General features: G+C 61.1%; 24 protein-coding genes and 1 pseudogene. 15 read left to right on the top strand and 10 right to left on the bottom strand.

The genetic code is table 11. The features are described from left to right. Positions 1 to 76 precede the first annotated feature (76 nt). From LVY75_13965 to LVY75_13955, 3 genes are read left to right on the top strand one after another with little or no spacing between them, the layout of a single operon-like run. Positions 77 to 751 (top strand): energy-coupling factor ABC transporter ATP-binding protein, encoded by a 675-nt coding sequence (locus LVY75_13965; GenBank protein XAZ24318.1) that lies wholly within the window; start codon positions 77 to 79, stop codon positions 749 to 751. After that, positions 751 to 1,359, top strand: a complete 609-nt coding sequence (locus tag LVY75_13960) for an energy-coupling factor transporter transmembrane protein EcfT (GenBank protein XAZ24317.1) — start codon at positions 751 to 753, stop codon at positions 1,357 to 1,359. The genes LVY75_13965 and LVY75_13960 overlap by 1 nt, the downstream gene beginning before the upstream one ends. Positions 1,360 to 1,382: 23 nt before the next feature. Further along, positions 1,383 to 1,949, top strand: a complete 567-nt coding sequence (locus tag LVY75_13955; GenBank protein ID XAZ24316.1) for a biotin transporter BioY — start codon at positions 1,383 to 1,385, stop codon at positions 1,947 to 1,949. Here the strand turns inward: LVY75_13955 and LVY75_13950 are convergent. Then, positions 1,946 to 2,347, bottom strand: a complete 402-nt coding sequence (locus LVY75_13950) for an acyl-CoA thioesterase (protein XAZ24315.1) — start codon at positions 2,345 to 2,347, stop codon at positions 1,946 to 1,948. The genes LVY75_13955 and LVY75_13950 overlap by 4 nt on opposite strands. A 186-nt stretch (positions 2,348 to 2,533) precedes the next feature. Here LVY75_13950 and LVY75_13945 point away from each other — a divergent pair, with 186 nt between their 5' ends. From LVY75_13945 to dxs, 5 genes are all read left to right on the top strand, one after another. Continuing rightward, on the top strand, positions 2,534 to 3,469 hold the full coding sequence (locus LVY75_13945) for a histone deacetylase family protein (protein XAZ24314.1): 936 nt from the start codon (positions 2,534 to 2,536) through the stop codon (positions 3,467 to 3,469). Positions 3,470 to 3,471: 2 nt separating this feature from the next. Then, positions 3,472 to 3,723 (top strand): exodeoxyribonuclease VII small subunit, encoded by a 252-nt coding sequence (locus LVY75_13940; protein ID XAZ24313.1) that lies wholly within the window; start codon positions 3,472 to 3,474, stop codon positions 3,721 to 3,723. A gap of 89 nt (positions 3,724 to 3,812) precedes the next feature. Further along, positions 3,813 to 4,580 (top strand): SDR family oxidoreductase, encoded by a 768-nt coding sequence (locus LVY75_13935; protein XAZ24312.1) that lies wholly within the window; start codon positions 3,813 to 3,815, stop codon positions 4,578 to 4,580. A gap of 90 nt (positions 4,581 to 4,670) precedes the next feature. Beyond that, on the top strand, positions 4,671 to 5,594 hold the full coding sequence (locus LVY75_13930; GenBank protein XAZ24311.1) for a pirin family protein: 924 nt from the start codon (positions 4,671 to 4,673) through the stop codon (positions 5,592 to 5,594). A gap of 102 nt (positions 5,595 to 5,696) precedes the next feature. After that, on the top strand, positions 5,697 to 7,613 hold the full coding sequence (dxs, locus tag LVY75_13925; protein ID XAZ24310.1) for a 1-deoxy-D-xylulose-5-phosphate synthase: 1,917 nt from the start codon (positions 5,697 to 5,699) through the stop codon (positions 7,611 to 7,613). Positions 7,614 to 7,636: 23 nt separating this feature from the next. On the opposite strand, the gene LVY75_13920 is transcribed toward dxs, so the two are convergent. Then, complete coding sequence (locus LVY75_13920; protein XAZ25716.1) at positions 7,637 to 7,966, bottom strand: Atu4866 domain-containing protein; 330 nt, start codon at positions 7,964 to 7,966, stop codon at positions 7,637 to 7,639. Between the two features lie 2 nt (positions 7,967 to 7,968). After that, complete coding sequence (locus LVY75_13915) at positions 7,969 to 8,706, bottom strand: SDR family oxidoreductase (protein ID XAZ24309.1); 738 nt, start codon at positions 8,704 to 8,706, stop codon at positions 7,969 to 7,971. Positions 8,707 to 8,879: 173 nt separating this feature from the next. Here LVY75_13915 and LVY75_13910 point away from each other — a divergent pair, with 173 nt between their 5' ends. Beyond that, complete coding sequence (locus LVY75_13910) at positions 8,880 to 9,755, top strand: AraC family transcriptional regulator (GenBank protein XAZ24308.1); 876 nt, start codon at positions 8,880 to 8,882, stop codon at positions 9,753 to 9,755. A gap of 122 nt (positions 9,756 to 9,877) precedes the next feature. Here LVY75_13910 and LVY75_13905 read toward each other — a convergent pair whose 3' ends face one another. Beyond that, positions 9,878 to 11,821, bottom strand: a complete 1,944-nt coding sequence (locus tag LVY75_13905) for a methyl-accepting chemotaxis protein (protein ID XAZ24307.1) — start codon at positions 11,819 to 11,821, stop codon at positions 9,878 to 9,880. 310 nt (positions 11,822 to 12,131) lie between these two features. On the opposite strand from LVY75_13905, the gene LVY75_13900 reads away from it, so the two are divergent. Both LVY75_13900 and LVY75_13895 read left to right on the top strand, forming a co-directional pair. After that, positions 12,132 to 12,878, top strand: coding sequence for a TlyA family RNA methyltransferase (locus LVY75_13900; protein ID XAZ24306.1), 747 nt, complete (start codon positions 12,132 to 12,134; stop codon positions 12,876 to 12,878). Continuing rightward, positions 12,875 to 14,125 (top strand): class I SAM-dependent RNA methyltransferase, encoded by a 1,251-nt coding sequence (locus tag LVY75_13895; protein ID XAZ24305.1) that lies wholly within the window; start codon positions 12,875 to 12,877, stop codon positions 14,123 to 14,125. The genes LVY75_13900 and LVY75_13895 overlap by 4 nt, the downstream gene beginning before the upstream one ends. Positions 14,126 to 14,129: 4 nt before the next feature. On the opposite strand, the gene LVY75_13890 is transcribed toward LVY75_13895, so the two are convergent. The 4 genes and pseudogenes from LVY75_13890 to LVY75_13875 all read right to left on the bottom strand — a co-directional run bounded on the left by LVY75_13890 (position 14,130) and on the right by LVY75_13875 (position 17,806). Further along, the gene (locus LVY75_13890; protein ID XAZ24304.1) at positions 14,130 to 14,603 is read right to left on the bottom strand and encodes an SRPBCC family protein; all 474 of its coding nucleotides are present in this window, start codon (positions 14,601 to 14,603) and stop codon (positions 14,130 to 14,132) included. 4 nt (positions 14,604 to 14,607) lie between these two features. Continuing rightward, positions 14,608 to 14,940: a metalloregulator ArsR/SmtB family transcription factor gene (locus LVY75_13885; GenBank protein XAZ24303.1), complete on the bottom strand. Its 333-nt coding sequence runs from the start codon at positions 14,938 to 14,940 to the stop codon at positions 14,608 to 14,610. A 323-nt stretch (positions 14,941 to 15,263) separates the two neighbouring features. Continuing rightward, a pseudogene (locus LVY75_13880) lies at positions 15,264 to 16,017 on the bottom strand (crotonase/enoyl-CoA hydratase family protein). A gap of 10 nt (positions 16,018 to 16,027) precedes the next feature. Further along, complete coding sequence (locus LVY75_13875) at positions 16,028 to 17,806, bottom strand: acyl-CoA dehydrogenase (protein XAZ24302.1); 1,779 nt, start codon at positions 17,804 to 17,806, stop codon at positions 16,028 to 16,030. A 309-nt stretch (positions 17,807 to 18,115) separates the two neighbouring features. Between LVY75_13875 and LVY75_13870 the strand changes: the two genes are divergently transcribed. Next, positions 18,116 to 19,108 carry a transporter gene (locus LVY75_13870; protein XAZ24301.1) on the top strand — a complete coding sequence of 331 codons (993 nt, stop codon included), beginning with the start codon at positions 18,116 to 18,118 and terminating at the stop codon, positions 19,106 to 19,108. Positions 19,109 to 19,163: 55 nt separating this feature from the next. Here the strand turns inward: LVY75_13870 and LVY75_13865 are convergent, their stop codons facing one another. Both LVY75_13865 and LVY75_13860 read right to left on the bottom strand, forming a co-directional pair. Next, positions 19,164 to 19,649: a BA14K family protein gene (locus LVY75_13865; GenBank protein XAZ24300.1), complete on the bottom strand. Its 486-nt coding sequence runs from the start codon at positions 19,647 to 19,649 to the stop codon at positions 19,164 to 19,166. A 143-nt stretch (positions 19,650 to 19,792) separates the two neighbouring features. Then, entirely contained in the window at positions 19,793 to 21,037 is a 1,245-nt protein-coding gene (locus LVY75_13860) for an aromatic ring-hydroxylating dioxygenase subunit alpha (protein ID XAZ24299.1), read from the bottom strand. Positions 21,038 to 21,430: 393 nt separating this feature from the next. On the opposite strand from LVY75_13860, the gene LVY75_13855 reads away from it, so the two are divergent. The 3 genes from LVY75_13855 to LVY75_13845 all read left to right on the top strand — a co-directional run bounded on the left by LVY75_13855 (position 21,431) and on the right by LVY75_13845 (position 24,553). Further along, positions 21,431 to 22,039, top strand: coding sequence for a hypothetical protein (locus LVY75_13855; GenBank protein ID XAZ24298.1), 609 nt, complete (start codon positions 21,431 to 21,433; stop codon positions 22,037 to 22,039). Positions 22,040 to 22,128: 89 nt separating this feature from the next. Then, complete coding sequence (locus LVY75_13850) at positions 22,129 to 23,103, top strand: threonylcarbamoyl-AMP synthase (GenBank protein XAZ24297.1); 975 nt, start codon at positions 22,129 to 22,131, stop codon at positions 23,101 to 23,103. Between the two features lie 19 nt (positions 23,104 to 23,122). Next, on the top strand, positions 23,123 to 24,553 hold the full coding sequence (locus tag LVY75_13845; protein XAZ24296.1) for an FAD-binding oxidoreductase: 1,431 nt from the start codon (positions 23,123 to 23,125) through the stop codon (positions 24,551 to 24,553). The last annotated feature ends 46 nt before the right edge of the window (positions 24,554 to 24,599 follow it).

Here is a 24,599-nt window from a genome sequence, read left to right as displayed (position 1 = left end):
CAGCCGATTTGATTTTGATCCTTTATCGGGTCGTCACCGCTCTATAAAAGCGGGAATTCAAACACGGGGACCAGAATTGGATATTCGTTTCGAGAGCGCAGGCGCCAGTTTCGGAGCAAGGGTAGCGGTCGAGCCGCTGACGCTGTCTCTCACCGAAAACCGCCTCGGCGTCATCGGGCTCAATGGTTCCGGCAAGACCACTTTCGCGCGGATGGTCAATGGGCTCATGAAACCCACCACGGGCAAGGTTATTGTCAATGGACGGGATACGCGTGACGAGAAGACCGCGCTTGCCGAAGTCGGCTTTATCTTCCAGTCGCCGCAGAACCAGATCATCCTGCCGATCGTCAGGGACGACATCGCTTTCGGACTGAAAGGCAGAGGCCTCACAAAGGCAGATATCGAGAGAAAGGTCGAACTGGTGCTCGCCCGGTTTAACGCCGAGGAGCTGGCTCCTCGCCGGGCGCATGAGCTTTCGGGCGGCGAGCTGCAGATCGCGGCGCTTTGCTCAGTACTGGCGACGGGTCCCGATATCCTTATCCTCGACGAGCCTACCAACCAGCTCGACCTGCGCAACCGCGCTCTGGTGCAGAAGACCATCGACGGGCTCGAAGAAAATGTCGTCGTCATCACCCATGATCTTGAATTGATTTCAGGTTTCGAGCGGGTGCTGCTGTTCCACGAAGGCAAGCTGGCAGCCGATGCGCCGGCGGCAGAAGCGATCGCCCGCTACAGGGAGCTTGCCGCCTGATGCAGTCACTCTACGTCGAAGGCAACAGCGCGCTGCACCGGCTTTCGCCACGGGCAAAGATCTTTTCGCTCTTCCTGCTCGGCGTCGTGCTCTTCATCGGCGACAACCTTCCGCTGCTTGCCATCGTCACGCTGCTGACGGCGTTGGCTTATCGCAGCATCGGCTTGTCGCTGAAGGAATCGGCCGTTCGGCTGCGGCCAATCTTGCTGACGATCGTGATCGTGGCGCTCTTCACACTCATCGTCAATCCGTGGCACATGGCGCTTGCGACGCTGCTCCGGTTGACGGCGCTGATGCTGTATGCAGCCGCAGTGACTGCAACGACGACAATCACGCAGTTCATGGACGAGATAACGGCGCTTGCACGACCGCTGGAGCGGACCGGCTGGGTGAAGGCCGACGACATCGGGCTGGCAGTTGGCCTCGTACTGCGCTTCGTGCCCGAAATCATCGCCCGCTACCATGCGATCAGCGAAGCGCATGCGGCGCGTGGACTAAAGATGCGACCGGTGACAATCCTTACCCCGCTCATCATATTGACGCTCAGGGATGCGGATAACATTGCCGCGGCGATTGACGCGCGCGGCATTCGGCGGCATGTCAGTTAACGACTTATGAATTGGAGACCCCGATGAGCACGCGCGACCTCGTTCTTGCCGCTCTTTTTGCCGCAATTATCGTGGCTCTTGGCCTGCTGCCGCCCATCTATCTCGGTTTCGTTCCAGTGCCGATCACCGCGCAATCGCTCGGCGTCATGATGGCAGGCGTCGTACTCGGCGCAAGACGCGCCACGATTGCCGTGCTGATCGTGCTGGTGCTCGTTGCGATGTCACTGCCGGTGCTTTCGGGAGGCCGCGGCGGATATGCCGCCTTCGTGGCTCCGACATCGGGCTTCCTGTTCGGTTGGGTCTTCGCCGCTTTTGTTACTGGCTTCCTCAGCGAACGGCTGGTGCATGGCGATCAGTCCAGCCTCGTGCAGACGGTAAGCTTCTTCCTTGCCGCCATGATCGGCGGCATCGTCGTGCTCTACGCCTTCGGCATCGCCTATCTGGCCTTTGCCGCAAATATCGGCCTGCAGCAGGCCTTTGTGGGCAGCATGGCTTTCATTCCGGGCGATGTCATCAAGGCTTTCGTTGCAGCGCTCGTCGGGCGGGCCGTGATGGCCGGCTATCCGTTGCTGCCGATTCGGGCTGCCTAATCCAGGAAACCATAGAGCCAGTCGCGCGTCTCTTCGGGAAGCGTGACCGGCTCGCCGTCCTCGCGGCTGCGTGCCTGCCAGGTGATCTCAACCTCGGCGGCACGCTCGTCCTCTATCTCGGCAGCGATAAGGAAGCCGATGGAACGGACGCCGATCTTATCGACGGCGGCAGTGAAGGTTACCGTCTCGTGATAGTGCAGTGGCCGGTGAAGGATGCAGGACACCTTGGCAGCAGTGTAAACTGGCTCGTCCTCTACGCCGGGTCTCAATGACCAGAAACCTGCAAGTACGGATTCCGCATAGGAAATATAGGAGGCCAGAAACATCTGGCCGTTCATATCCACATCGCGAAACGGCACACGCAATTCCACCATGTCCGGGCGGTTCGTCTTACTCATTTACTGGTCTGCCTTGCAGGTTATCACTGCGACCCTATCACGGGGTCCGGCGAAGTAAACGAAACAATTAAAATAGCGTAAACGCCGGCATAGGGCTCTTAACTGCGGCGATCCAGCTTGTTGAAATCGGCAGGCAGCGCCCCATCTCGTGTGGATCATGACATATACGACCGATAGAGTGCCGACATGAGCACCCGTCTTTACGAACATCCCATCTTTCTCGAGCACGTGACGCCGTCTGGCCATCCCGAGCGCTCCGACCGTATCCGTGCGCTGAATGTGGCGCTGGAGCATCCGAACTTCGAGCGGCTGGACCGCAAGCAAGCCCCTCAGGCAAACGAGGATGCGGTGCTGCTTGCCCATCCGGAAGAGCATCTGATCGCCGTCATGCGGCAGATCCCGGAAGAGGAAGACAAGATCAACCAGCTCGAAGCCGATACCTATGCCAGCCAGAAGAGCCTGCAGGCGGCGCTGACCGGCATCGGCGGAGCGATGGCTGCCGTCGACGACGTGTTCCGCGGCAAGGCGGACAATGTGTTCGTTGCCGCCCGCCCGCCGGGACATCATGCCGAGAAGATGACCGCCATGGGCTTCTGCTTCTTCAACAATGCGGCGATTGCCGCCCGCCATGCGCAGAAGGCGCATGGCGCTGAACGTGTGGCCATCGTCGATTGGGACGTGCACCATGGGAACGGCACGCAGGATATTTTCTGGGACGATCCTTCCGTGCTTTTCTGCTCCACCCACCAGATGCCACTCTATCCCGGCACGGGGGCAAAGGACGAGAACGGCGCGCATGGCACCATCGTCAACGCACCGCTTTCGCCCAATGTCGGCAGCGATCATTTTCGCGAGGCCTTCAAGTCGCGCGTACTTCCGGCGCTTACCGATTTCCGGCCCGACCTCATCATCATCTCTGCCGGTTTCGACGCGCATCACCGCGATCCACTGGCGCAGATCAACCTGACAGGCGAGGATTTCGACTGGGCAACAGGCCGGCTTCTCGAAGTTGCCGACCGCAGTGCCAATAACCGGGTCGTCAGCCTGCTCGAAGGCGGGTATGATCTGGAAGGACTCGCCGAATCGGCGGGCATGCATATTCTGAGAATGATGAAGGGTTGAGAATGACTGACAGCGCCAAGCCGGAGGTTTCCGGCCTTTCCTTCGAAAAGGCGGTTGCCGAACTCGAAAGCATCGTTGCGCGCCTCGAACGCGGCGACGTGGCGCTGGATGAATCCATCGAGATCTACGAGCGCGGCGAAGCCCTGAAGAAGCATTGCGAGACGCTGCTTTCGGCCGCCGAAAACCGCATCGAGAAGATCCGCCTCGACCGCGCCGGCAAACCGCAGGGCGTGGAACCGCTCGACGGCGCCTGAGACGCGTACCGAAACTCCCTTTCAAGACACTTGGCGACCGGCTTCTGACCGATCTATGATCCCTCGATAGATATCAAGGGAACAGCAAGATGACGGACAGATTGAAGGGCAAGGTCGCCATTGTCTCGGGTGGCGCGACCGGCATGGGCGGCGCTGCCTCGAAGCTCTTTGCGGCTGAGGGCGCGCGCGTCGCCATCATCGATCGCAATGGCGAGGCGGCAGCGAAAACCGTCGATGAAATCCGCACTGCGGGCGGCGAAGCCGATTATTGGACGGCCGACGTCTCCGAAGAGGCAGCCGTCAATGCCGCGGTCGCCGGCGTCGAGGAACGCTACGGGCCGGTGACCGTGCTTTTCAATCATGCCGGCACGATCGTCATCAAGCCGTTCCTGGAAACCACGCTGCAGGAATGGGATTGGCTGCACGCCGTCAACGTGCGCTCGATGTTTTTGATGACCAAGGCCGTACTGCCCAAAATGATCGAAGCCGGCGGCGGATCGATCGTCTGCACGTCATCGATCTCGGCGGTTGCCGCCACGCCGATGGAAGTGCTCTACGATACGACGAAAGGCGCGGTGCATATGTTTGCGCGTGCCATCGCGGTCGAATTCCGGGACCGCAACATCCGCTGCAATGCCGTCTGCCCGGGCTTCATCCGCACGCCGCACGGCTTGCGCGAAGTGAAGGAATTGCAGGCGCATGGCGTCGATGTTTCGGACGCAGCGATTGCCGCGCAGCAGGGCCGGATCGGCGAGCCAGAGGATGTCGCCCGTGCGGCGCTCTATCTTGCCAGCGATGAATCGATCTTCGTCAATGGGGCGCATCTTTTCGTGGACAATGGCTTCACGGCGATCTGAGCGCTTCGCCGCTATCTGACAAACTGACCCTTTCGCCACAGACCGGCAGACGCTATCTGTGGCTCCAGGCCTTTGTGATCGGAGTGCGCCATGTCCTTCTTCCCCGGTAAAGATCCCCTCCCCGGCGATGCCTTCGCCTGCGATGCGATCGAAAACCTGATCATCCCGCGCACCAGCGATATCGGTGGCTTCCAGGTTCGTCGTGCCCTGCCGACGCGGCAGCGCCGGCTTGTCGGGCCATTCATTTTCTTCGATCGCATGGGACCGGCGATCCTGAAGCCGGATGAGGCGCTGGACGTGAAGCCGCATCCGCATATCGGGCTCTCAACCGTCACCTATCTCTTCGACGGGGAAATCCGCCATCTCGACAGCCTCGGAACGGAAAAGGTCATCCGACCCGGCGACATCAACCTGATGACGGCCGGTCGCGGCATCGTGCATTCGGAGCGCACGCCGGACAATCTGCGCGGCCATCCGCTCTCCATGTCCGGCCTGCAGACATGGCTGGCGCTGCCCGACGACAAGGAGGAGATCGATCCTTCCTTTGCCCATACCGAAAAGGGCGACATGCCTGTTATCGACGATGGAGGGGTGACCGGCCGTGTCGTCATCGGCTCGTTCGAAGGGCTGAAATCGCCGGTGAAGGCTTTCACCGATACGCTCTATGCGGATATTGCCCTGCAGCCGGGCGCGAAATTTCCCTTCGGCGCCGCCCATGAAGAACGCGCGGTCTATGTGCTCTCGGGCGAGGTCGTCATAGCCGGCGACCGGTTCGCGCCAGATCAGCTTCTCGTTTTCCGGCCAGGCGATGCGATCACGCTCGAAGCGGGCGTCGCGGGCTGTCATCTGATGCTGTTCGGAGGAGTTGCACTCAACTCGAAACGCTACATATGGTGGAATTTCGTATCTTCCTCGAAAGAGCGAATCGAGAAAGCCAAGGAGGAGTGGCGCACCGGGCGCTTCGATATCGTCCCCGGCGACGAAGAGGAATTCGTGCCTTTGCCGGAGGGCTGAAGTGCTCTAAGGTGAAAATCTTGCGGTTATGCAAATGTAGTTGTTTTGCCGCAATTCAATCGAATAAAGCAAAGCCGATCAGTCAAAGAAGAGCGCCCGCCCGTGACACAATCCCCGAAGACCCCGCTGCTCGATCAGGTCACCTATCCTGCCGACCTGCGCAAGCTCGAGGACCGCGACCTGCCGCAGCTGGCACGCGAAGTCAGGGACGAAATGATCGACGCCGTCTCCCGCACCGGCGGGCATCTCGGCGCAGGTCTTGGCGTGGTGGAGCTGACGATCGCGATCCACAACGTCTTCAATACGCCTGACGACCGGCTGATCTTCGATGTCGGCCACCAATGCTATCCACACAAGATCCTGACGGGGCGCCGCGACCGGATCCGGACGCTGCGCCAGGAAAACGGTCTGTCCGGCTTCACCCGCCGGGCCGAAAGCGAATACGATCCCTTCGGCGCCGCACATTCCTCGACTTCGATTTCCGCCGGCCTCGGCATGGCGGTCGCCGCCGATATCGACAAGACGGACCGCCGTGTGATTGCCGTTATCGGTGACGGGGCCCTCTCGGCCGGCATGGCCTATGAGGCACTCAACAATGCCGGCGCGCTCGATGCGCGACTGATCGTCATCCTCAATGACAACGACATGTCGATCGCCCCGCCAACGGGCGCAATGAGCGCTTATCTCGCCCGCCTTGCTTCCGGTCGCACCTATATGGGCTTCCGCGATTTCGGCAAGAAACTGACGGCCTATCTCGGCAAGAATATCGACCGCGCCATTACCCGCGCCGTCGAGCATGCCCGCGGTTACGTGACCGGCGGGACGATGTTCGAGGAGATGGGCTTCTATCATATCGGCCCGATCGACGGTCACTCCTTCGATCACCTTCTGCCCGTCCTGCGCAATGTACGCGACAATGCGAATGGCCCGGTGCTGATCCATGTCGTGACCCAGAAGGGCAAGGGTTATGCCCCGGCGGAAGCTGCAGCCGACAAGTATCACGGCGTCAATAAGTTCGATGTCATCACCGGCACACAGGCGAAGGTAAAGCCGAATGCGCCGAGCTATACGAATGTCTTTGCCGAGACGCTGGTCCAGGAAGCTACGCTCGACGATCGCGTCGTCGGCATCACCGCCGCCATGCCAAGCGGCACGGGCCTCGACAAGTTTGCGGAGATTTTCCCGTCCCGCTGTTTCGACGTCGGGATTGCCGAGCAGCATGCCGTGACTTTCGCCGCCGGACTTGCCGCCGAAGGTTTCAAGCCGTTTGCAGCGCTCTACTCCACCTTCCTGCAGCGCGCCTATGACCAGGTCGTGCATGATGTGGCGATCCAGGGCCTGCCGGTGCGCTTCCCGATCGACCGCGCCGGTTTTGTCGGTGCCGACGGACCGACGCATGCGGGTTCCTTCGACACGGCCTTCCTCGCCACCCTGCCCGGCTTCGTCGTCATGGCCGCCGCTGACGAGGCGGAACTGAAGCATATGGTGCGCACCGCCGTTGCCTATGATGCCGGCCCGATCTCGTTCCGCTATCCGCGCGGCGAAGGTGTTGGCGTCGACATGCCCGAGCGCGGCCAGATCCTGGAAATCGGTAAGGGCCGGATCGTCAAGGAAGGTACGAAGGTTGCGCTTCTTTCCTTCGGTACGCGGCTTGCCGACTGTCTGCTGGCGGCCGAAGACCTCGATGCCGCCGGGCTTTCGACGACGGTTGCCGATGCGCGTTTCGCAAAGCCGCTCGACCACGCCTTGATCCGCCAGCTTGCCCGCCACCACGAAATCCTCATCACCGTCGAAGAAGGCGCTGTCGGCGGCTTCGGCAGCCAGGTGATGCAGTTCATGGCGATGGACGGACTGCTCGACCGCGGCCTAAAGGTTCGCTCGCTGGTGATGCCCGATATCTGGATGGAGCAGGCAAAGCCGGAGGCGATGATCGCCCATGCCGGCCTCGACCGCGCCGGCATCGTCTCGACGGTGTTCAATGCACTCGGACGCGGTGTTGCGGTCGGCGTGGCCGGTTAAGGCAGCACGCCGACGCGCTTCGTTTATTCCTGCTTTTTGCCATCACGGTAGAAGATCATTCCGCCGTGATGCAGCACGCCGTCGATGAAATCGCCATCGGCGGTAAAACCGGTATCGTCCCAATATTCGATATGATCGCCGGTCACCTCATAGCGGCCCCGATAGGCGCTCGTTCGCGTACCGCGCGCCTCGTCATAACGGCCGTTCGGCAGCAATTCCTGGCGGATATGGCCGTCACCAGTAATCCACATGCCGAGATAGGGATGGTTCTGCACTTTGCTTTCCTCTGAGAAGACCGGAGATGGAGCGGCAAACGAAAGAGCCGCCCCGACAATAGCCTCGCGGATCCGCATGGTCACATGCCCATACTGGCCGTCGGGCGGACGGTAATGTCGTTGATATCGACATCCTCGGGCTGCTCGATGGCGAAGCGGATTGCCCGCGCGATAGCGTCAGGCTTCAGGGCGATCTCGCGGAAGGAGACCATCGCCTCGGCCGAGAAGGGTTCGGTGATCGTCTCCGCCAGCTCGGATTCGACGACGCCCGGATAGATGCAGGTTACGCGCAGCTTCTTGTTTTCCTGGCGAAGCCCATCGGAAATCGCCCGCACCGCATATTTCGTCGCGCAATAGACCGCCGCGGTCGGCACGACCGACAGACCTCCGATCGAGGAGATGTTGATGATCTGCCCACGCTCCTGCGCGTTCATGATCGGCAGCACGGCGGCGATGCCATAGAGAACACCCTTGATGTTGACGTCGACCATGCGATCCCATTCCTCGACCTTGAGCGAGGACATCAGAGAGAGCGGCATCACGCCGGCATTGTTGATGAGCACGTCGATGCTGCCGAAGGCATCCACCGTTACCCTGGCGAAGGCCTCGACATCGGCCCGGTCGGTAACGTCGAGCGCACGGAATTCCACCGTGCCGCCGCTACTGCGGATTTCCTTTGCCAGTTCCTCGAGCCGGTTGGTGCGGCGCGCGCCGATCATGAGCTTTGCGCCAGCCGCGCCCAGTTCGCGTGCGGTGCCGGCGCCGATGCCGCTGCTGGCGCCAGTAATCAGAACTGTCTTGCCTTTGATACCAGTCATGTTCTTTCCTCATGCTTCAATCGGGACCGCAGCCGGATGCCGCTGGTCCATACGCATGAGATTGGGCTTGCCGGGCGCCAGCCGGTAGCAAACTTTTCCGGATTTCTTGCACGATCTTCCGAAAGCGATTGAAAGCACTTGGCATTCGACGCAGCGCGGTTCATCCTGCCTTCATGGAAAAAATCGCCGAACTTGCAGACCTGATTGATCGCCACACCGCGGCAGATGGCAACTTCGACACGATGCTGCCCAGGGTCGGCATCATACGATCCTCTGCTCGCACGGAGCCGATCCACACACTCTATGAACCCTCCCTGTGCATCGTGGCCCAGGGGCGCAAGCGTGCCGTGATCGGCGATGTCGCGCATGTCTATGATGCGGCGCACTATCTCGTCGTCGGCGTCGATCTGCCTGTGATCGGCGCCGTCGTCGAGGCAAGCGCCAACCGGCCCTATCTGTGTTTGCGGCTGCAGCTCGATCGCGGCCTGCTTACCGAGATGCTGCCTGCCGTCCAGGGACGTTTATCGGAGAGCCCTGCCGCCGGTGTCAGCGCCACGACGCCTGAGCTCATCGACGCAGCCGTGCGGCTGCTACGCCTGCTCGACACGCCCGATGATGCAGAGGTTCTGGCGCCGTTGATCGAAAAGGAAATCCTCTACCGGCTCATCCGCGGACCGCAGGGCGCGCTTCTGCGGCAGATCGCCAATGGCGAGAGCCGACTCAACCAGATCGGTCGGGCGATCGACTTCGTGCGGAAGAATTTCAGCGAGCCTTTCGCCATCGAACATCTGGCTTCGGTCGCCGGCATGAGCGCCTCATCCTTCTACGAACACTTCAAGACTGTCATGGCGATGAGCCCGCTGCAATTCCGCACCCAGCTTCGCCTGCAGGAGGCGCGGCGACTGATGGTGACAGAAGGGTTGACTGCGGCCGAGGCAGGTTTCCGTGTCGGCTATGACAGCCCTTCGCAGTTCAGCCGGGACTATGTGCGCATCCACAATGTTCCGCCGCGGCGCGATATCGAGCGGATGCGCGCTTCCGCCGGCTAAAGCAATTCCAGCAAAAGTGTGCAGCGGTTTTGCGTCCGGAATTGCGTGAAAATAAAAAAGATAAAGCAAAAGGAAAGGGCGGCACTGAATGCCGCCCTTTTTCGTTTCCGAAGAGGTCGCTCTCAGAACTCGGTCCAGTCTTCCTGGACGACGGCGGCAGCCGTCGCCTGCTTGCCGCCGAAGGCCTTGGTGACCTTGCTGGCAAGCGCGCGGGCCGGAGAGGCGACCGGGCGGGACGTGGCGGTTGCGGCAACCGTCCGCTGAGCCGGAGCGGCAGCCTGCGCGCCGAGCTTGAACTGGCGCAACAGATCGTCGAGGGCGGAGGCTTCCTGGGCAAGCGCGTGGCTTGCCGCCGTCTGTTCTTCGACCATGGCGGCGTTCTGCTGGGTGCCCTGGTCCATGTTGTTGACGGCGGTATTGATCTCCTGCAGGCCGATCGACTGTTCGCGGGTGGCCGTGACGATCGCGCCAACATGACGGTTGATTTCCTGCACCTCGGCGACAATCGCTTCCAGCGCCTTGCCGGTTTCGCCGACGAGGCCGACGCCGGAATTGACCTGTTCGCTTGACGTGTTGATCAGCGCCTTGATTTCCTTGGCGGCGTTTGCCGAGCGCTGGGCCAATTCGCGGACTTCCTGGGCGACGACGGCAAAGCCCTTGCCGGCTTCACCGGCGCGGGCCGCTTCGACGCCGGCGTTCAGAGCCAGAAGGTTGGTCTGGAAGGCAATGTCGTCGATGACGCCGATGATGTTGGAGATTTCGCCCGAGGACTTTTCGATCTGCTGCATGGCCGAAACGGCCTTGCGGACGACTTCGCCCGACTTTTCCGCGCCGAGGCGGGTGCGCTCGACAAGATTGCCGACGTCCTCGGCGCGCTTGGCGGAGTCACGGACCGTGGTCGTGACTTCTTCGAGAGCAGCTGCGGTCTCTTCGACGGCCGCGGCCTGCTGCTCGGTGCGGTGAGCGAGATCATCTGCGGCGGAGCGGATTTCACCGGCGCCGGCATTGATCGCCGAAGCGTTGCGGCCAACGGACTGCAAGGCAGCCTGCAGCTTTTCGACGGCGTTGTTGAAATCATTGCGCAGGCTATCATACTGCGGTGCGAATGGCGTGTGGATGCGGGCTGCTACATCGCCAACGGCAAGGCCAGCAAGACCGCCGGCCAGAGCTTCGACGGCGAAGCGGATCTCGCCCTCTTCACGGGCCTTCTGCTCGTCGCTGGCCTGGCGCTGACGCTCGGCTTCTCCGCGCATGCGGTCGGTTTCGCCGGCAAGCTGCTGTTTTTCGATCGCGGCATCCTTGAAGACCAGCACGGACTGGGCCATGCGGCCGACTTCGTCCTGACGGCCGGTTGCCGGAACCTCGATATTGTGGTCGCCGCCGGCGAGACGGTCCATGGCAGCGGTCATGCCGACGATCGGGCGGACGATGGTTCGCGACAAGGCCCAGGCAAGAGCAGCAGCGGCAAGGGCAGCGGCAACGCCACCGACCAGAAGCGTGGTCTTGAGGTCGCTGTTGGCATCCGCTTGCGCGGCAGCGAGAGCCGTCGACTTGTCACGAGCAAGCGACTTGATCTTGGCGGAAGCGGCGCGGAAGCCGTCAAGCTGGCCCTTGGTGGCGTTGACACCGATCTTGACGACGTCTGCGATCGGGGTCTCGGTTTCCTTGCGGGCCTTGGCCTGCGGCTCGGCAAGCTCATGGAAATAAAGGTCGGCAGCCTTCTGCATGTCGTCGATCATCGACAGCAGTTCGGGCTGGGAAGCGGCGGTCTGCTTGGCAGCGGCAATCGCCTTCAGCATACGCTCGCGGTTGGCAAAAATATCGCCATAGGTGCTGTCGCTGCGGAAGAGGATGAAGCCGCGCAGGTTGACGGCCTGCTCCAGCATGGCCTGAAGCGCGTCATCGATCTGGTTGACGAGAAGCTCGGACTTTTCCTGTTCGGCGGAAGCGCTCGCCGATGTCGTTGCCTTGGAATAGACGAAAGCGGAAACGGAAACGAAAATAAGGATGAGTGCTGCGAAAGTGGCCGCAAGCTTACCATTCAAGGATATGTTTCGGGCGAACATCGGTCAATTTCTCCTGGCGACATCAGGCGCGACAAGGGGCGACTACGCAAATGCGCAGCCACAAGACTTCTTGATGAGGAACATGATCGGCGGGGAGGACGCGGGAGCCTTCATGGCACCAAGCGATTCAAAGGCGAACCGCTACAATCAAGGTGAACCTAGGCGGGTGGGATTTAAAATTGTTTAAATTTGTGCATCGCAGCACAAGTTGCTTCGAATTATTCCAGACGATGATGTGAGACCGTGCCCGCGTATCGGCAATATCAACAAAATGCTTGCAACCCGAGGCTTTGCCGGTCATTCACAGCCAATGTCCGATCAGAACAGCCAACGCCTCGACCAGCTTCTCGTCACCCTCGGCCTTTTTGCGAGCCGTTCACGGGCACGGGACGCCGTGTCGCGAGGCACCGTCAAGGTCGCCGGCAAGGTGGTGACGAAGGCCGGCGCCATCTTCGGGCTTGACGCGGCAATCGAGATCGACGACCCCGCGCAGGATTATGTTTCGCGTGCAGCATTGAAGCTCGTTGCGGCGCTCGACCATTTCGGGCTCGATCCGGCAGGACGGCACTGTCTCGATGTCGGCGCTTCGACCGGCGGCTTCACGGAAGTGCTGCTCGAAAGGGGGGCTGTGCATGTCACGGCCATCGATGTCGGCCACGGGCAGATGCATCCGAGAATATCAACCGATACGCGCGTGACCAATATCGAGGGGCTCAATGCCCGCAACCTGACGGCTGAGGACATCGACCATGCGGTGGACTTCGTCGTCTCCGACGTCTCGTTCATCTCGCTGAAGCTGGCGCTTGCTCCCGCACTCGATATTGCCGAAACGAATGCGATCGCCGCGATCCTCGTCAAGCCGCAATTCGAGGCGGGGCGCGAGGCGATCGGAAAGGGCGGGCTGCTCAAGGATCCGGCCTCCGGCCCCGACGTGGCGGCAGAACTGGAGCGCTGGTTTACTGAAGATATGGGCTGGAAGAGTTTAGGGCTCATCCCCTCGCCGATTTCAGGCGGAGACGGCAATCAGGAATTTCTACTGGCAGGGACGAAAGCGTGAGCACGGAAACCATCACCATCGACAGGCTCGGAGCACAGGGCGACGGCATTGCCGCCAGCCAGGACGGGCCTGTCTACGTTCCCTTCACACTGCCCGGAGAGACGGTGGCGATCGCCCGCGTCAAGAACCAGGGCACCGTCATGTCGATCGCGTCGGCCTCCGCCGACAGGCGGGAGCCGCCTTGCCGGCATTTCGGGCCTGACGGTATCAACGGCACCTGCGGCGGTTGCACGCTCCAGCATATGGCCGATGCGCCTTACCGCGCCTTCAAGCGGCAGCTTGTTGTCGACGCGCTGAAGTCCAAGGGGCTGACGCCCGAGGTCGGCGAAATCGTCGCCGCCCATCCCGGCGAGCGACGGCGAGTGGTGTTTGCGGCGCGCAAGACCGAAAAGGACATGCTCATCGGCTTCAACCAGGCCGAAAGCCATCATATCGTCGCCATCGAGGAATGTCCCATCTCGTCGGCCGGGATCATCTCCCGGCTGCCGGCGATCAGGGCAGTCGGAGCGGCGATCGCGACCAATGCAGAGGCCTTCCGCATCGCGGTTCTGGAAACGCTCTCCGGCCTCGATCTTGCGGTCGAAGGCGTGAAGAAGCTTTCCGACCAACAGCGTCGCAAGGCGATCGAAGTCGTGCTCGGCCTTCGCGGCATCGCCCGCGTTTCGCTCGACGGCGAAATTCTCATCGAGCCATCCAAGCCGATCGTCGAATTCGGTGGCGTGCAGGTCTCGCCCCCGGCCGGCGGTTTCACGCAGGCGACGAAGCCTGCCGAAGAAGCGATGGCGAAGCTCGTGCTTGCCCATGTCGGCAAAGCCAAGCGAATAGCGGATCTCTTTGCCGGCGCCGGTACCTTTTCGCTGCAGCTTGCCCGCCTCGGACGCGTGCATGCCGTCGAAGGAGACGCCAAGGCGATCGCCGCACTCGACCACGCAGCGCGTAATACGCAGGGCCTGAAGCCTGTCACCGTGGAGAAGCGTGATCTCTTCCGCCGGCCGTTGATGACATCGGAGCTCAAGGTCTACGACGCCGTTGTCTTCGACCCGCCGCGTGCGGGGGCCGAATTCCAGTGCAAGGAACTGGCCCGCTCGACGGTGAAGAAGATCGTCGCCGTCAGCTGCAATCCGCTCACACTTGCCCGCGACCTCGCTATCCTCGTCGAGGGCGGCTACCGGATTACCTCGGTAACGCCCATCGACCAGTTCCTCTGGACCTCGCATGTCGAGGTGGTGGCAACGCTGGAAAAGTAAGCGGTCAGGCGACCTTCTCGCCGGCGAGGTAGCGGCCGAGCTGGTCGAGCTGTCCGGCGATGCCGGCTTGGCGATATTCCACCTTGTCGCCGCCATCGAGGATCGTGATCTGTTCCGTCACCGAGACATGCGTGCCTTCCGGCACTGGCGTCAGGCTGATCGTCGTCAGTGACGAGGAGATGCGCCGCTCGTTGTGCGACATCGTATAGGCGTAGACGATACGGCGATCCCGGACGATATCCTCGTAGCGCGCGTCGGCGACATATTCGTCACTCTTGCCGAAATTGAACCGGCTGATATCGCGGCCGCCGACGCGGAAATCATTCTCGGTATAGGTGGTGGTGAAGTCCTCGCCGATCGCCTCCCACTGCAGGCGCGCCTTCGGATCGGACCAGGCGGCGAAGACACGCGGGGCCGGCACATCGTATGTGCGTTCGATGGAGAAGGTGGAATGGAGGGTACTGTACTCTTCCTGCATGGTCTTACTCCTTTTCTGTCTTTCCGGGGTTCTCCGGCATATCCGGATTGGCTTCGAGATAGGCACCGAGCCTGTCGAGACGGTGCTCCCAGAGGATGCGGCGCTCATTGATCCAGTCTTCGGCGGAGCGCAGCGCCTGCGGCTCTATCCGGCAGGTGCGAATACGGCCGGTCTTTTCCGAACGCACCAGGCCGCTCGCTTCCAGCATCTGCAGATGCTGGAGGACGGAAGGCAGCGCCATGGGCAGCGGTTCGGCCAGTTCTTTCACAGAGGCTGGCCCTTTGCAGAGCCGATCGACCATGCTGCGCCGGGCCGGGTCCGCCAGAGCCTGAAACATCAAATCAAGTGCATGCGATTGGTTAGGCATACGCCTAACTATAGGCACGGCAGGATCGGAGTCAATAAATAGTTTGGCAAACGCCTAACTATTCTGAGCCTGGAAAAGGTACAGCCGGGATGCAGGCGGCCCAAAAGCTTCGCAGCGCGGGGGTTAAGCGCGCTGCGAACGGGCGATGGCCGTGGGTGAATTCGGACAGAGGGTCGTACGAAACACGTCACGCCCGGACGGTTGGGGGATCCGTCCTCTATTCAATAATTATTCTATGCTTAAGGGATGCTTTAAATTGACAACTGATAATATTAGCTGATTTTTAGGGGTGCTCAGCGACGCATGAAAGCCTCGAAAGCCGCGCGGGCCTCAGCCGTTTTCAACCGCGCTGCGAAATGACGGGCCTCTTCGTCAATCCGCGCAATAATCTCCTCACGCGGGCCACGAATAAGATCGCGGGCAATCTTCAGCGCTTCCGGAGGCTTGGCGGCCAGCTTCGCGGCGGCAGAAAGCGTCTGGTGTTCTACCTGTTCCGCGGTCGTCACTTTCCAGATGAGACCGGCCAGCCTGGCGTCTTCCGCCGAGAAAGCCTCGCCGGCAGCGAGCATCGCAAAGGCGCGCTGCTGCCCCATGATGCGCGGAACGATCAGGCTGGAGCCCGCTTCCGGCACGAGCGCCAGATCGACGAAGGGCGTGCGGAACTGGCTGCGGTCGGAAGCGATCGTCAGGTCGCAATGCAGGTTGAGAGTGGTGCCGATACCGATCGCAAGACCATCGACGCCCGAGACGAGCGGTTTTTCGGCTTTGGCGAGTGCGTAAAGGAAATCGATCAGATCCTGCCCCATGCTGCCGCCCATGGCTGCAGCGAGGAAATCGCCGATGTCGTTTCCGGCGGAGAAAACAGCCTTCCGTGCCGAAGAACACAGTCACCCTGACGCCGTCATCGCTGTTTGCGGCATTCAGCGCATCCGTCATCGTGCGATACATGTCACGGGTGAAGGCGTTCTTCTTCTCCGGCCGGTTAAAGCGGATGACCTGGACAGCGCTGTTTTCCGCGTATCGCTCGATGATGACGGGCTCGCTCATTTTCATCTCCTCAGGCAAGGATGGCACGGGCTGCGGCAAGGCTATCGGCGCCTTTGACGACACGGTCTTTCAGTGCCGCCGTTTCGGACAGAAGATTTTCAGCAGCGAAGCGGCAGAGCGCGATGCGGCTCTCGCCTGCCCCGTCCGCGGTCTGGACCAGACCACCCTTGGCAAGATAGCAGCCGGTGAGTGCAAGACCGAAAAGGCGCTGATAAGGCGTCGCGCCCGCCAGAGCCTCGGCGGATCTGCTCTCGGCAAGACGCGCGAGCAGCCAGCTTGTCGCCTGCTCCAGATCGGCAAGGGCGGAATCCAACCTGTCCGCCGTTGATCCGAAACCGTCGAGGTTTGAACTGCGAACAGCCCCGGCGATCGCCTTCAACTCGGTGATGAGGCCCCCGACCTGCTTGCCATCAGACAAAGGCAGCTTGCGGGTGACGAGATCGATCGCCTGAATGCCATTCGTGCCTTCGTAGATCGGGGCAATGCGGGCGTCGCGCAGATAGCGTGCAGCACCTGTTTCCTCGATGAAGCCCATGCCGCCATGAACTTGAATGCCGAGAGAGGCGACATCCACGCCGGCATCGGTAGCAAAGGACTTGGCGATCGGCGTCAGGAGAGCGGCGCGCTCCTGCCAATGTTCACGACGATCGGCAGCGCGGTGCGACATATCGATTGCGTGGGCGCAGGTATAGGCAATGGCGCGTGAGCCCTGCGTCAGCGCCTTCATGGTGAGCAGCATCCTGATGACGTCGGGATGCTCGATGATCGGGCTCATGCCCGGGCCGCTCCAGCCCGGCGCCTTGCCTTGGGTGCGCTCCTTGGCGTAAGCGATTGCCTTCTGCGTCGCCGCTTCGCAGATCGCTACCCCCTGCATGCCGACAGCGAGGCGGGCGTTGTTCATCATGGTGAACATGCAGGCGAGGCCCTTGTTCTCTTCGCCGATCAGCCAGCCGACCGCCCCCGTCTCATCACCGAATTTGCCGTCGCCATAGATCATGGTGCAGGTGGGAGAGCCATGAATGCCGAGCTTGTGCTCCAGGGAATGGCAGTGAAGATCGTTGCGGGCGCCGAGCGAGCCGTCCTCGTTGACGAGGAATTTCGGCACGAGGAAGAGCGAGATGCCGCGTGTGCCTGCGGGCGCATCCGGCAGGCGTGCAAGAACGAGATGGATAATGTTGTCGGCAGCGTCGTGCTCGCCCCAGGTGATGAAAATCTTCTGGCCGAAAATGCGATAGCTGCCATCCTCGCGGCGTTCGGCACGCGCCTTCAGCACGCCGAGATCGGAGCCTGCATGGGGCTCTGTGAGGTTCATGGTGCCGGTCCACTCGCCAGACACCATGCGCGCCAGATATCTGTCCTTCAGAGCTACGCTGCCGTGCACGTTGAGCGCCTCGACGGCGCCAATCGTAAGGGTCGGGCAGAGGGCGAAGGCCATGGACCCGGAATTCCACATTTCGAGTGCCGCGACATTCAGCATGTGCGGCAAGGCCTGGCCGCCGAACTCCTCCGGCGCGGTCAGACCGTTCCAGCCGCCGGCTGCCCAGTTGCGGTAAAGATCGCGCCAGCCGTCCGGCGTTCTTACCTCCCCGTTGGAAAGGCGGGCGCCCTGGCGGTCGCCGATGTCGGCCAGAGGGGCGATTTCCTCCGTGGCAAATCGTCCCGCCTCGGTCAGGATGGCATCGACCAGATCCTCGCCGAGATCGCCCAGAAGACCGCTGTCCATCACCTCGACCATGCCGGCAACATGCTTCAGCGTGAACGCGATTTCCTCGACCGGCGCCTTATACATCTTATTTTCCTCGCTTTTGGCCCACATGCGGCAAAGCCGGCGCGCAAGCCCCTCCAGCTGAAGAGCTAATTGATTTTTACGTAAACGTCAATTTGGTTTCCGTCGACAACCTCTGACGTGCGCGCCTTTTCCCTTGTGCACTTGCACAAACAAACGTCATGGAGAAACTCTAAGCGTGTCGCGATCTTTCAGGTCGGCAGCCGCGCAGAAGGTCTTTGTTTTAAGCGTGCCGCTATTGCAAAACCGCTGTGCAGTTTTGAGCGACTTGCTTTAGTAGGATTGATCGCTTTCGCGAGAGGATCGGCAATAATGGATACCTTGCCCGTCAATATACCCGGTCTCGTATGGGCCTACCGTTTCTCGCCGGAAAGCAAGAAGGCCGTGCGGCTGCAAAACAGCGCGACGGCCGCGGAACTGACCGCCGATGACGGTTTCTACTGGCTGCATCTCAATCTCGCCGATGCCCGCGTGCCCGCCCTGCTCGACACCCTCGGCGTGATGGATGACGCCAAGTCGGCGCTGACCACCCGAGACACGCACGCGGTCCTGACCGTCGACGAGCAGATGCTCTATGGCACGCTGGTGGACTGCCAGCGCGAATTCGATCAGGACACGGCCGATCTCGGCTGGTTGCATTTCGCCATCTCCGACCGTTTCATCATCACCACGCGCCTGCAGCCGCTGAGAAGCGTAGAGCGGACGCGTGTCATGATCGAGAAGAATCCGGGCAAATTCACCCGTCCCGTCGATCTGTTCGAACTGCTTGTAACTGAGTTTCAGCGCACGCTGATCTCCGTCGTCATGGAGCTCACCGAAGAGCTCAACCTCATCGAGGACTTCGTCTACGACAACGCGCCGCGTGACGAACGCCGCAGGCTTGCTCCCGTCCGCCGCACGATCGTCCGTCTGCATCGCCACCTGCGCACCGTGCTCGCGCTGATGCGCCGAGCCGCAGCCTCCGACGAAGACGAAATGCCCTTCGGCTTCGACGATATTGCCGGGCGGCTGACGAGCCGGCTGGAGACTGTCGACCATGATGTCTACGCGCTGCAGGACCGGGCAAGGCTGCTGCACGAAGAAATCGACTCCAAGCTCTCCTCGGAGACGAACCGCCACCTTTACATCCTGTCGATCATGACGGCCTTCCTGCTGCCACCGACGCTGGTCACAGGCTTTTTCGGCATGAACACGGCCAACCTGCCCTTCGCCATCGGCGACCACGGAACGGAATATGCCATCGGGCTGATCATCGCCTCCATCGTGTTTGCGTGGTGGCTCCTGAAGCGCGTGCATATCCTCTAAGAAAAAACGCCCGGCTCACAGGGCCGGGCGTTTCATCTTGGACTCTGGCTCCGCCTCAATAGTAGGGCGAATAGCACTGCTGGCGCGGACCGTTATAGGGCTGGAAAGTATTGTCGTAGGCCCTGTACGACCGGTAGCGGTCTTCACACCAGGCGACATGGCTCGGATTGATGCCGGTGGGCGCGGGCGCGGGTGCATAGTAGCGCGGCTGAGAGGCGATGGCTCCGCCGATGACTGCACCGGCACCGAAGGCTGCCAGCGGATACCAGTAGCCCTCATAGTGACGGTAACCCGGGCGGTAGTAGGAATAACCGCGATACCCGCCATACCAGCCGGGTCGATAGGCCGGACGGTATCCCGGATAATAGCCGGGGCGATAACCCGGACGATAATAGCGACGATATTGGACGTTTTCGACAGGCGAAGACTTTTCCACCTGCGGGGCGGCCGGCATCTGGATTGCCTGCGACGGCACAAAGCTCGTCACAACGACAGCGGCGGCCACAACCGCAGTCGCGACCTTCTTACTCAGCCCAAACATTGCATATCTCCGATCAAGAGCGAAAAAGCCTGCCGAAGAACGGATAAAACGGAGAAATGTTCCCGTACAACCCGTAAACGGCCCTCACGCTTATTTCTACCGGAGGCGAAATGAACCGGACATTAACCGGGTGATCTTTGCTCTCAGGCAACGACCGAGAGCTTGGCCTGATCGCCCTGCAGACGATTGACCATGAAGTTCGAATACCATTCGAGGAACTGCATGACGCCGCCTTCATGGACCGACGAATAAGGACCAGGTTCGTAAGCCGGCGAGCGGATACCGAATGCGTTCTCTTCGACGATGCGGCGGTCCTGATCGTTGGTTTCGGTCCAGACGTGGGTCAGTTCCTCAAGATTATAATCGACGCCTTCGACGGCATCCTTATGGACGATCCATTTGGTCGTCACTGCCGTCTCATTGGCACTCAGCGGCAGAACGCGGAAGGAGATGGCGTGATCGCCGAGCAGATGGTTCCACGTCGTCGGATAGTGGAAGAGCAGCATCGTGCCGATACGGCTGATCTTGACGTCGTCGGAGAGCGGGCGCTTGACGGCGGGCCTGCCGGACATGGTGTAGCTTTCGGCGTCCTCGATCAGCGGCATGCGGGCGGTGCGGAACTGTCCATCTGGCGAGATCTGGAACTTGCTCGGCAGACCTGCGGCCTCGCAGCGCGCCCAATGGCCGGCGATCTCGGGATCGTCGGCACCACCATCCGTGCCGGTCACGCTCGGCGCTTCCGGATAGGTGCGGCAGAGCTCAGGATGATTTGCGGCGCAGTGATAGCACTCGCGGTTATTCTCCCATACCAGCTTCCAGTTGCCCTTCTCGATGATGGTGCTCTGGAATGCGATCTTGGCCTCGCTGATGTGATGAGGCGCCATATAGGGCTCGATCTTGTCGCGCACGGACTGGAAGTCCGGTGCGTTATTGGCGAGGCAGATGAAAACGTAACCGGCCACGATTTCGCAATGAACCGGCTTCAGGCCGTAGCCGCTCTTGTCGAAATCATCGCCCATGTGGCGTGCGAAGGCGAGCTTGCCGTCGAGGTCGTAGGTCCACTGGTGGTAGGGGCAGACGAGGCGCACCGACGAGCCGTGCTCCTTGGTGCAGACGCGCGAGCCGCGGTGGCGACAGCTGTTGTGGAAGGCACGAATGACATTGTCGCGTCCGCGCACGATGACGACGGGATATTCGCCAATCTGGACGGTAAAGTAAGCGCCCGGCTTCGGCAGTTCGCAATCATGGCCGATGAAGAGCCAATCGCGATAGTAGATCATCTCCATATCCAGACGGAAATAATCCTCGTCGATGTAGAAGGGCTGTTCGAGACTGAAGCCCTCGCGGCGGCTCTTGAGCTGGCGCAAAACGTTGCTGCGAATATCCATCTGCCTATCCTCGTGCATGTGGCTGCTACTCTTCTCAGAGCCCTGCAGCGGAAGCGCGCCCGCTTCCTTCTCCATCAGGAAAACTCGTCATGGCGTTATTTAAGCACCGAGCATGCCGGCCGTTTGGTTGTAAAGCGACATCCGCTTCGAAATTGACGACAGGGAACCGAGCGGCCCTCAGAAACACTCACCTGCCTTTGATTGTCGTCAATTGCGACATTTCTTGGTGCTTCAGACACAAGCGAATCCAATGCGCCGGGCACAGCTCTATCGCATTTGCGACATGCGGCCCTCAACCTTCAGCTCCCGTGCCTTCTTCCCGTTATTTTAACAGGGCGTTAAGCATGAAATTCTATCCTTGTCGGCAACCCTTCACAGCGAAGACTGCAAGCCATGGCCAAACTTCGATATTTCGACACGCGGGAAGAAATCAAGCCTGCGGAACCGCGGCTTCAAACCAAGCATTCGGAATTCCTGCGCACCGGCCGTATCAGCCGCCGCCGCGAGGACTGGCTGCCGGAAGAACGCCGCTATCTCACACATGACGAAGTCGCCGAAAAGACCGCACGCAAGCTGCAGACAGCCGGCGAAAAGACCCATCAGAACATCAACGGCTTCCACCGCTCGATCCAGTTCCCCAAGCTGATTTTCCATAGGACGCTGGCCGATAGCCCCCATCTCGGCTACTGCCATGTCACGGCCGCACGCACCAAATTCGCCCGCTACGACGAAGTGGCGTGGGCCTTCTACATCGCCAACTTCTATTCCGACATCGGCGATAACGACAATTTCTTCGACAATATCGCAGTGCAGAATTCCCGCATGTATTTCGCCGTGGCGATCAAGGCGGGTGAAAGCACGCCGGAGAGGATGGTGGTCGACCGCTCGGTGCGCGGCAATGGCCTGCTCTTCCGTACCAACGATCCGCAGATCGCCATCCGCAATATCCTCCTGCTCGGTGCCCGCAACGAGCAGCTTCGCCAGATCATCCGCCAACTGTAGCTCCAGCGACAGCTGATCCACCGTTCCGGGCGGGATTGATCGCGCTGCAAGGAAGGCCTAATGACTGCCGCAGCAAAACCGGGCAGGACATGGCAACAATAATCGACATCAAGGCGGACAGGCAGACGGCACTCGAAGCCGGCTGCGCGGCACTTGCCGAAGGCTTTGCGATCGCCATACCGACCGAGACGGTCTACGGCCTTGCCGCCGACGCCACCAATCCGGCAGCAATCACCCGCATCTATGAGACAAAGGGGCGGCCACGCTTCAATCCGCTGATCTGCCATATGGCGGATCTTGCCATGGCCGAGACCTATGCGGAATTCGATCCCATCTCCCGTGCCCTGGCAGAAGCCTTCTGGCCGGGCCCGCTGACGCTTGTACTGCCGCTGAAATCAGGCACCGCGATCCATGCGCTGGCGACTGCAGGCCTCGACAGCGTTGGGATCCGTATACCCAAAGGTTTTACCGGCGATCTGATTCATGCCTTCGGGCGGCCGCTTGCAGCTCCAAGCGCCAATACGTCCGGCAAGGTGAGCGCCACAAGCGCTGCCCATGTCGAAGCCGATCTCGGGGGAAAGATACCCCTCATCCTCGACGCGGGCGCGAGTGCCGTCGGCGTGGAATCGACGATCGTCAAGGTTGAAAACGGCGAGCTGCGCCTCCTGCGGCCCGGCGGCCTGCCGGCCAAGGAAATCGAGCGGGTGGCAGGCAAGCGTTTGCTGCGTTCGAAAAAGGCGGCAGCGGCGATCGAAGCGCCGGGCATGCTCGCCTCGCATTATGCGCCAGGTGCGACCGTCCGGCTCGACGCTACGGCACTGGAACCCGGCGAAGCTTTGATTGCCTTCGGTCCGGACAGGGTGGCAGGCGCCGAGCAAGCGGCTATCGCGCTGAACCTCAGCCCGCGAGGCGATCTCTCGGAGGCGGCTGCCAATCTTTTCGACTACATGAAGAGGGCCGATGCCAGCGGCGCGGCCGTAATCGCCTTTTCACCGATCCCCGACGAAGGGCTTGGAGAGGCAATCAACGATCGACTGCGGCGAGCAGCGGCTCCGCGCGAGTAAGGAAGAGGGACCGGGTTCCATGAGCAGCACAGGCATTTCGGCAGATATTATCGAGCGTTTCACCGCCATCGTCGGCGAGAAATATGCGCTACGCAGCGAAGCTGATCTCGCGCCGCACCTCATCGAAAATCGCGGCCTTTATCATGGCTCCTCCCCTCTTCTGCTGAAGCCCGGGACGGTCGGAGAAGTCTCTGCGATCATGAAGCTTGCCACCGAAACCGGCACGGCCATCGTACCGCAGACCGGCAATACCGGCCTTGTCGGCGGGCAGACGCCGCGTGAGGGCAAGGCGGACGTCATCCTTTCGCTCGAGCGCATGAACAGGATCCGCGATGTCGATCCGGTCGCAAACGTGCTCGTCGCCGACGGCGGGGCGATCCTGGCCGAGGTGCAGAAGGCGGCCGAAGCGCATGGCCGTCTGTTTCCGCTCTCGCTCGGCTCGGAAGGTTCCTGCCGCATCGGCGGCAACCTGTCCACCAACGCCGGCGGCACGGCAGTTCTCGCCTATGGCAACATGCGCCAGCTCTGCCTCGGCCTCGAAGTCGTCCTGCCCACGGGCGAGATCTGGGAGGGGCTTCGTCGTCTCAAGAAGGACAATACCGGCTACGATCTGCGCGATCTCTTCATCGGCGCGGAGGGCACGCTCGGCATTATCACCGGCGCAGTGCTGAAGCTCTTCCCGCAGCCACTCGGCCATCAGGTTGCCTTTGCGGGGCTTTCGTCTGTCGAGGACGCGCTCGCGTTCTTCAATCTCGCTTCCAGCCTCTGCGGAACTTCGCTGACCGGCTTCGAACTGATGCCGCGTTTCGGCGTCGAGATCACCGTGCGCAATATCGACGGCGTGCGCGATCCGCTGGAGACGCCGCATGACTGGTATGTGCTTGTTGATATCTCCACCTCCGACTCCGCCGAGACGGCAGAGCGGATGATGAATGCCGTGCTGGAACAGGGTTTCGAAGCAGGGCTCGTGCAGGATGCGGCAATCGCCTCCTCCGTCGCGCAGCAGAAGGCGCTCTGGCATATGCGCGAAAGCATGTCGGACGCTCAGAAGCCCGAGGGCGGTTCCATTAAGCACGACGTTTCCGTGCCGGTTTCGAAGATCCCGCACTTCATGAAGGAAGCCGGAGAGGCGGTGATGGCGGCAATGCCCGGCGCGCGCATCTGTGCCTTTGGCCATATGGGCGACGGCAACATCCACTACAACATCTCGCAGCCGGTTGGAGCCGATAAGGATGCCTTCATCGCCCGCTGGCACGAGATGAACCATATCGTGCATGGGCTGGTGCTTGCCCATGGCGGTTCGATCTCCGCAGAGCATGGTATCGGTCAGCTGAAGCGTGACGAGCTGGCATCGGTCCGGCCCGCCATCGAGATGGAGCTGATGCGTCGCATCAAGCGCGCCTTCGATCCAGCCGGTATCATGAACCCGGACAAGGTGGTGAGCCTCTAAAGCGTGCCTTGCCACGCTTTAGGTCCTTGCTTCTGCACGTCGTTGG

It is taken from the genome of Sinorhizobium sp. B11, assembly GCA_039725955.1.
In the GTDB taxonomy this organism is placed as follows: domain Bacteria; phylum Pseudomonadota; class Alphaproteobacteria; order Rhizobiales; family Rhizobiaceae; genus Rhizobium.
The sequence above is the reverse complement of the archived record's forward strand: the minus strand, read 5'-3'. Positions and strand labels throughout refer to the sequence as shown.

Coding starts and splice junctions, on each gene's coding strand:
- LVY75_13930 (XAZ24311.1), top strand. CDS start 4,671: ATGTCCTTCTTCCCCGGTAAAGATCCCCTCCCCGGCGATGCCTTCGCC.
- LVY75_13950 (XAZ24315.1), bottom strand. CDS start 2,347: ATGAGTAAGACGAACCGCCCGGACATGGTGGAATTGCGTGTGCCGTTT.
- LVY75_13945 (XAZ24314.1), top strand. CDS start 2,534: ATGAGCACCCGTCTTTACGAACATCCCATCTTTCTCGAGCACGTGACG.
- LVY75_13900 (XAZ24306.1), top strand. CDS start 12,132: ATGTCCGATCAGAACAGCCAACGCCTCGACCAGCTTCTCGTCACCCTC.
- LVY75_13870 (XAZ24301.1), top strand. CDS start 18,116: ATGGATACCTTGCCCGTCAATATACCCGGTCTCGTATGGGCCTACCGT.
- LVY75_13890 (XAZ24304.1), bottom strand. CDS start 14,603: ATGCAGGAAGAGTACAGTACCCTCCATTCCACCTTCTCCATCGAACGC.
- LVY75_13905 (XAZ24307.1), bottom strand. CDS start 11,821: ATGTTCGCCCGAAACATATCCTTGAATGGTAAGCTTGCGGCCACTTTC.
- LVY75_13910 (XAZ24308.1), top strand. CDS start 8,880: ATGGAAAAAATCGCCGAACTTGCAGACCTGATTGATCGCCACACCGCG.
- LVY75_13885 (XAZ24303.1), bottom strand. CDS start 14,940: ATGTTTCAGGCTCTGGCGGACCCGGCCCGGCGCAGCATGGTCGATCGG.
- LVY75_13865 (XAZ24300.1), bottom strand. CDS start 19,649: ATGTTTGGGCTGAGTAAGAAGGTCGCGACTGCGGTTGTGGCCGCCGCT.
- LVY75_13850 (XAZ24297.1), top strand. CDS start 22,129: ATGGCAACAATAATCGACATCAAGGCGGACAGGCAGACGGCACTCGAA.
- LVY75_13855 (XAZ24298.1), top strand. CDS start 21,431: ATGGCCAAACTTCGATATTTCGACACGCGGGAAGAAATCAAGCCTGCG.
- LVY75_13920 (XAZ25716.1), bottom strand. CDS start 7,966: ATGCGGATCCGCGAGGCTATTGTCGGGGCGGCTCTTTCGTTTGCCGCT.
- LVY75_13845 (XAZ24296.1), top strand. CDS start 23,123: ATGAGCAGCACAGGCATTTCGGCAGATATTATCGAGCGTTTCACCGCC.
- LVY75_13960 (XAZ24317.1), top strand. CDS start 751: ATGCAGTCACTCTACGTCGAAGGCAACAGCGCGCTGCACCGGCTTTCG.
- LVY75_13860 (XAZ24299.1), bottom strand. CDS start 21,037: ATGGATATTCGCAGCAACGTTTTGCGCCAGCTCAAGAGCCGCCGCGAG.
- LVY75_13940 (XAZ24313.1), top strand. CDS start 3,472: ATGACTGACAGCGCCAAGCCGGAGGTTTCCGGCCTTTCCTTCGAAAAG.
- LVY75_13935 (XAZ24312.1), top strand. CDS start 3,813: ATGACGGACAGATTGAAGGGCAAGGTCGCCATTGTCTCGGGTGGCGCG.
- LVY75_13955 (XAZ24316.1), top strand. CDS start 1,383: ATGAGCACGCGCGACCTCGTTCTTGCCGCTCTTTTTGCCGCAATTATC.
- LVY75_13875 (XAZ24302.1), bottom strand. CDS start 17,806: ATGTATAAGGCGCCGGTCGAGGAAATCGCGTTCACGCTGAAGCATGTT.
- LVY75_13915 (XAZ24309.1), bottom strand. CDS start 8,706: ATGACTGGTATCAAAGGCAAGACAGTTCTGATTACTGGCGCCAGCAGC.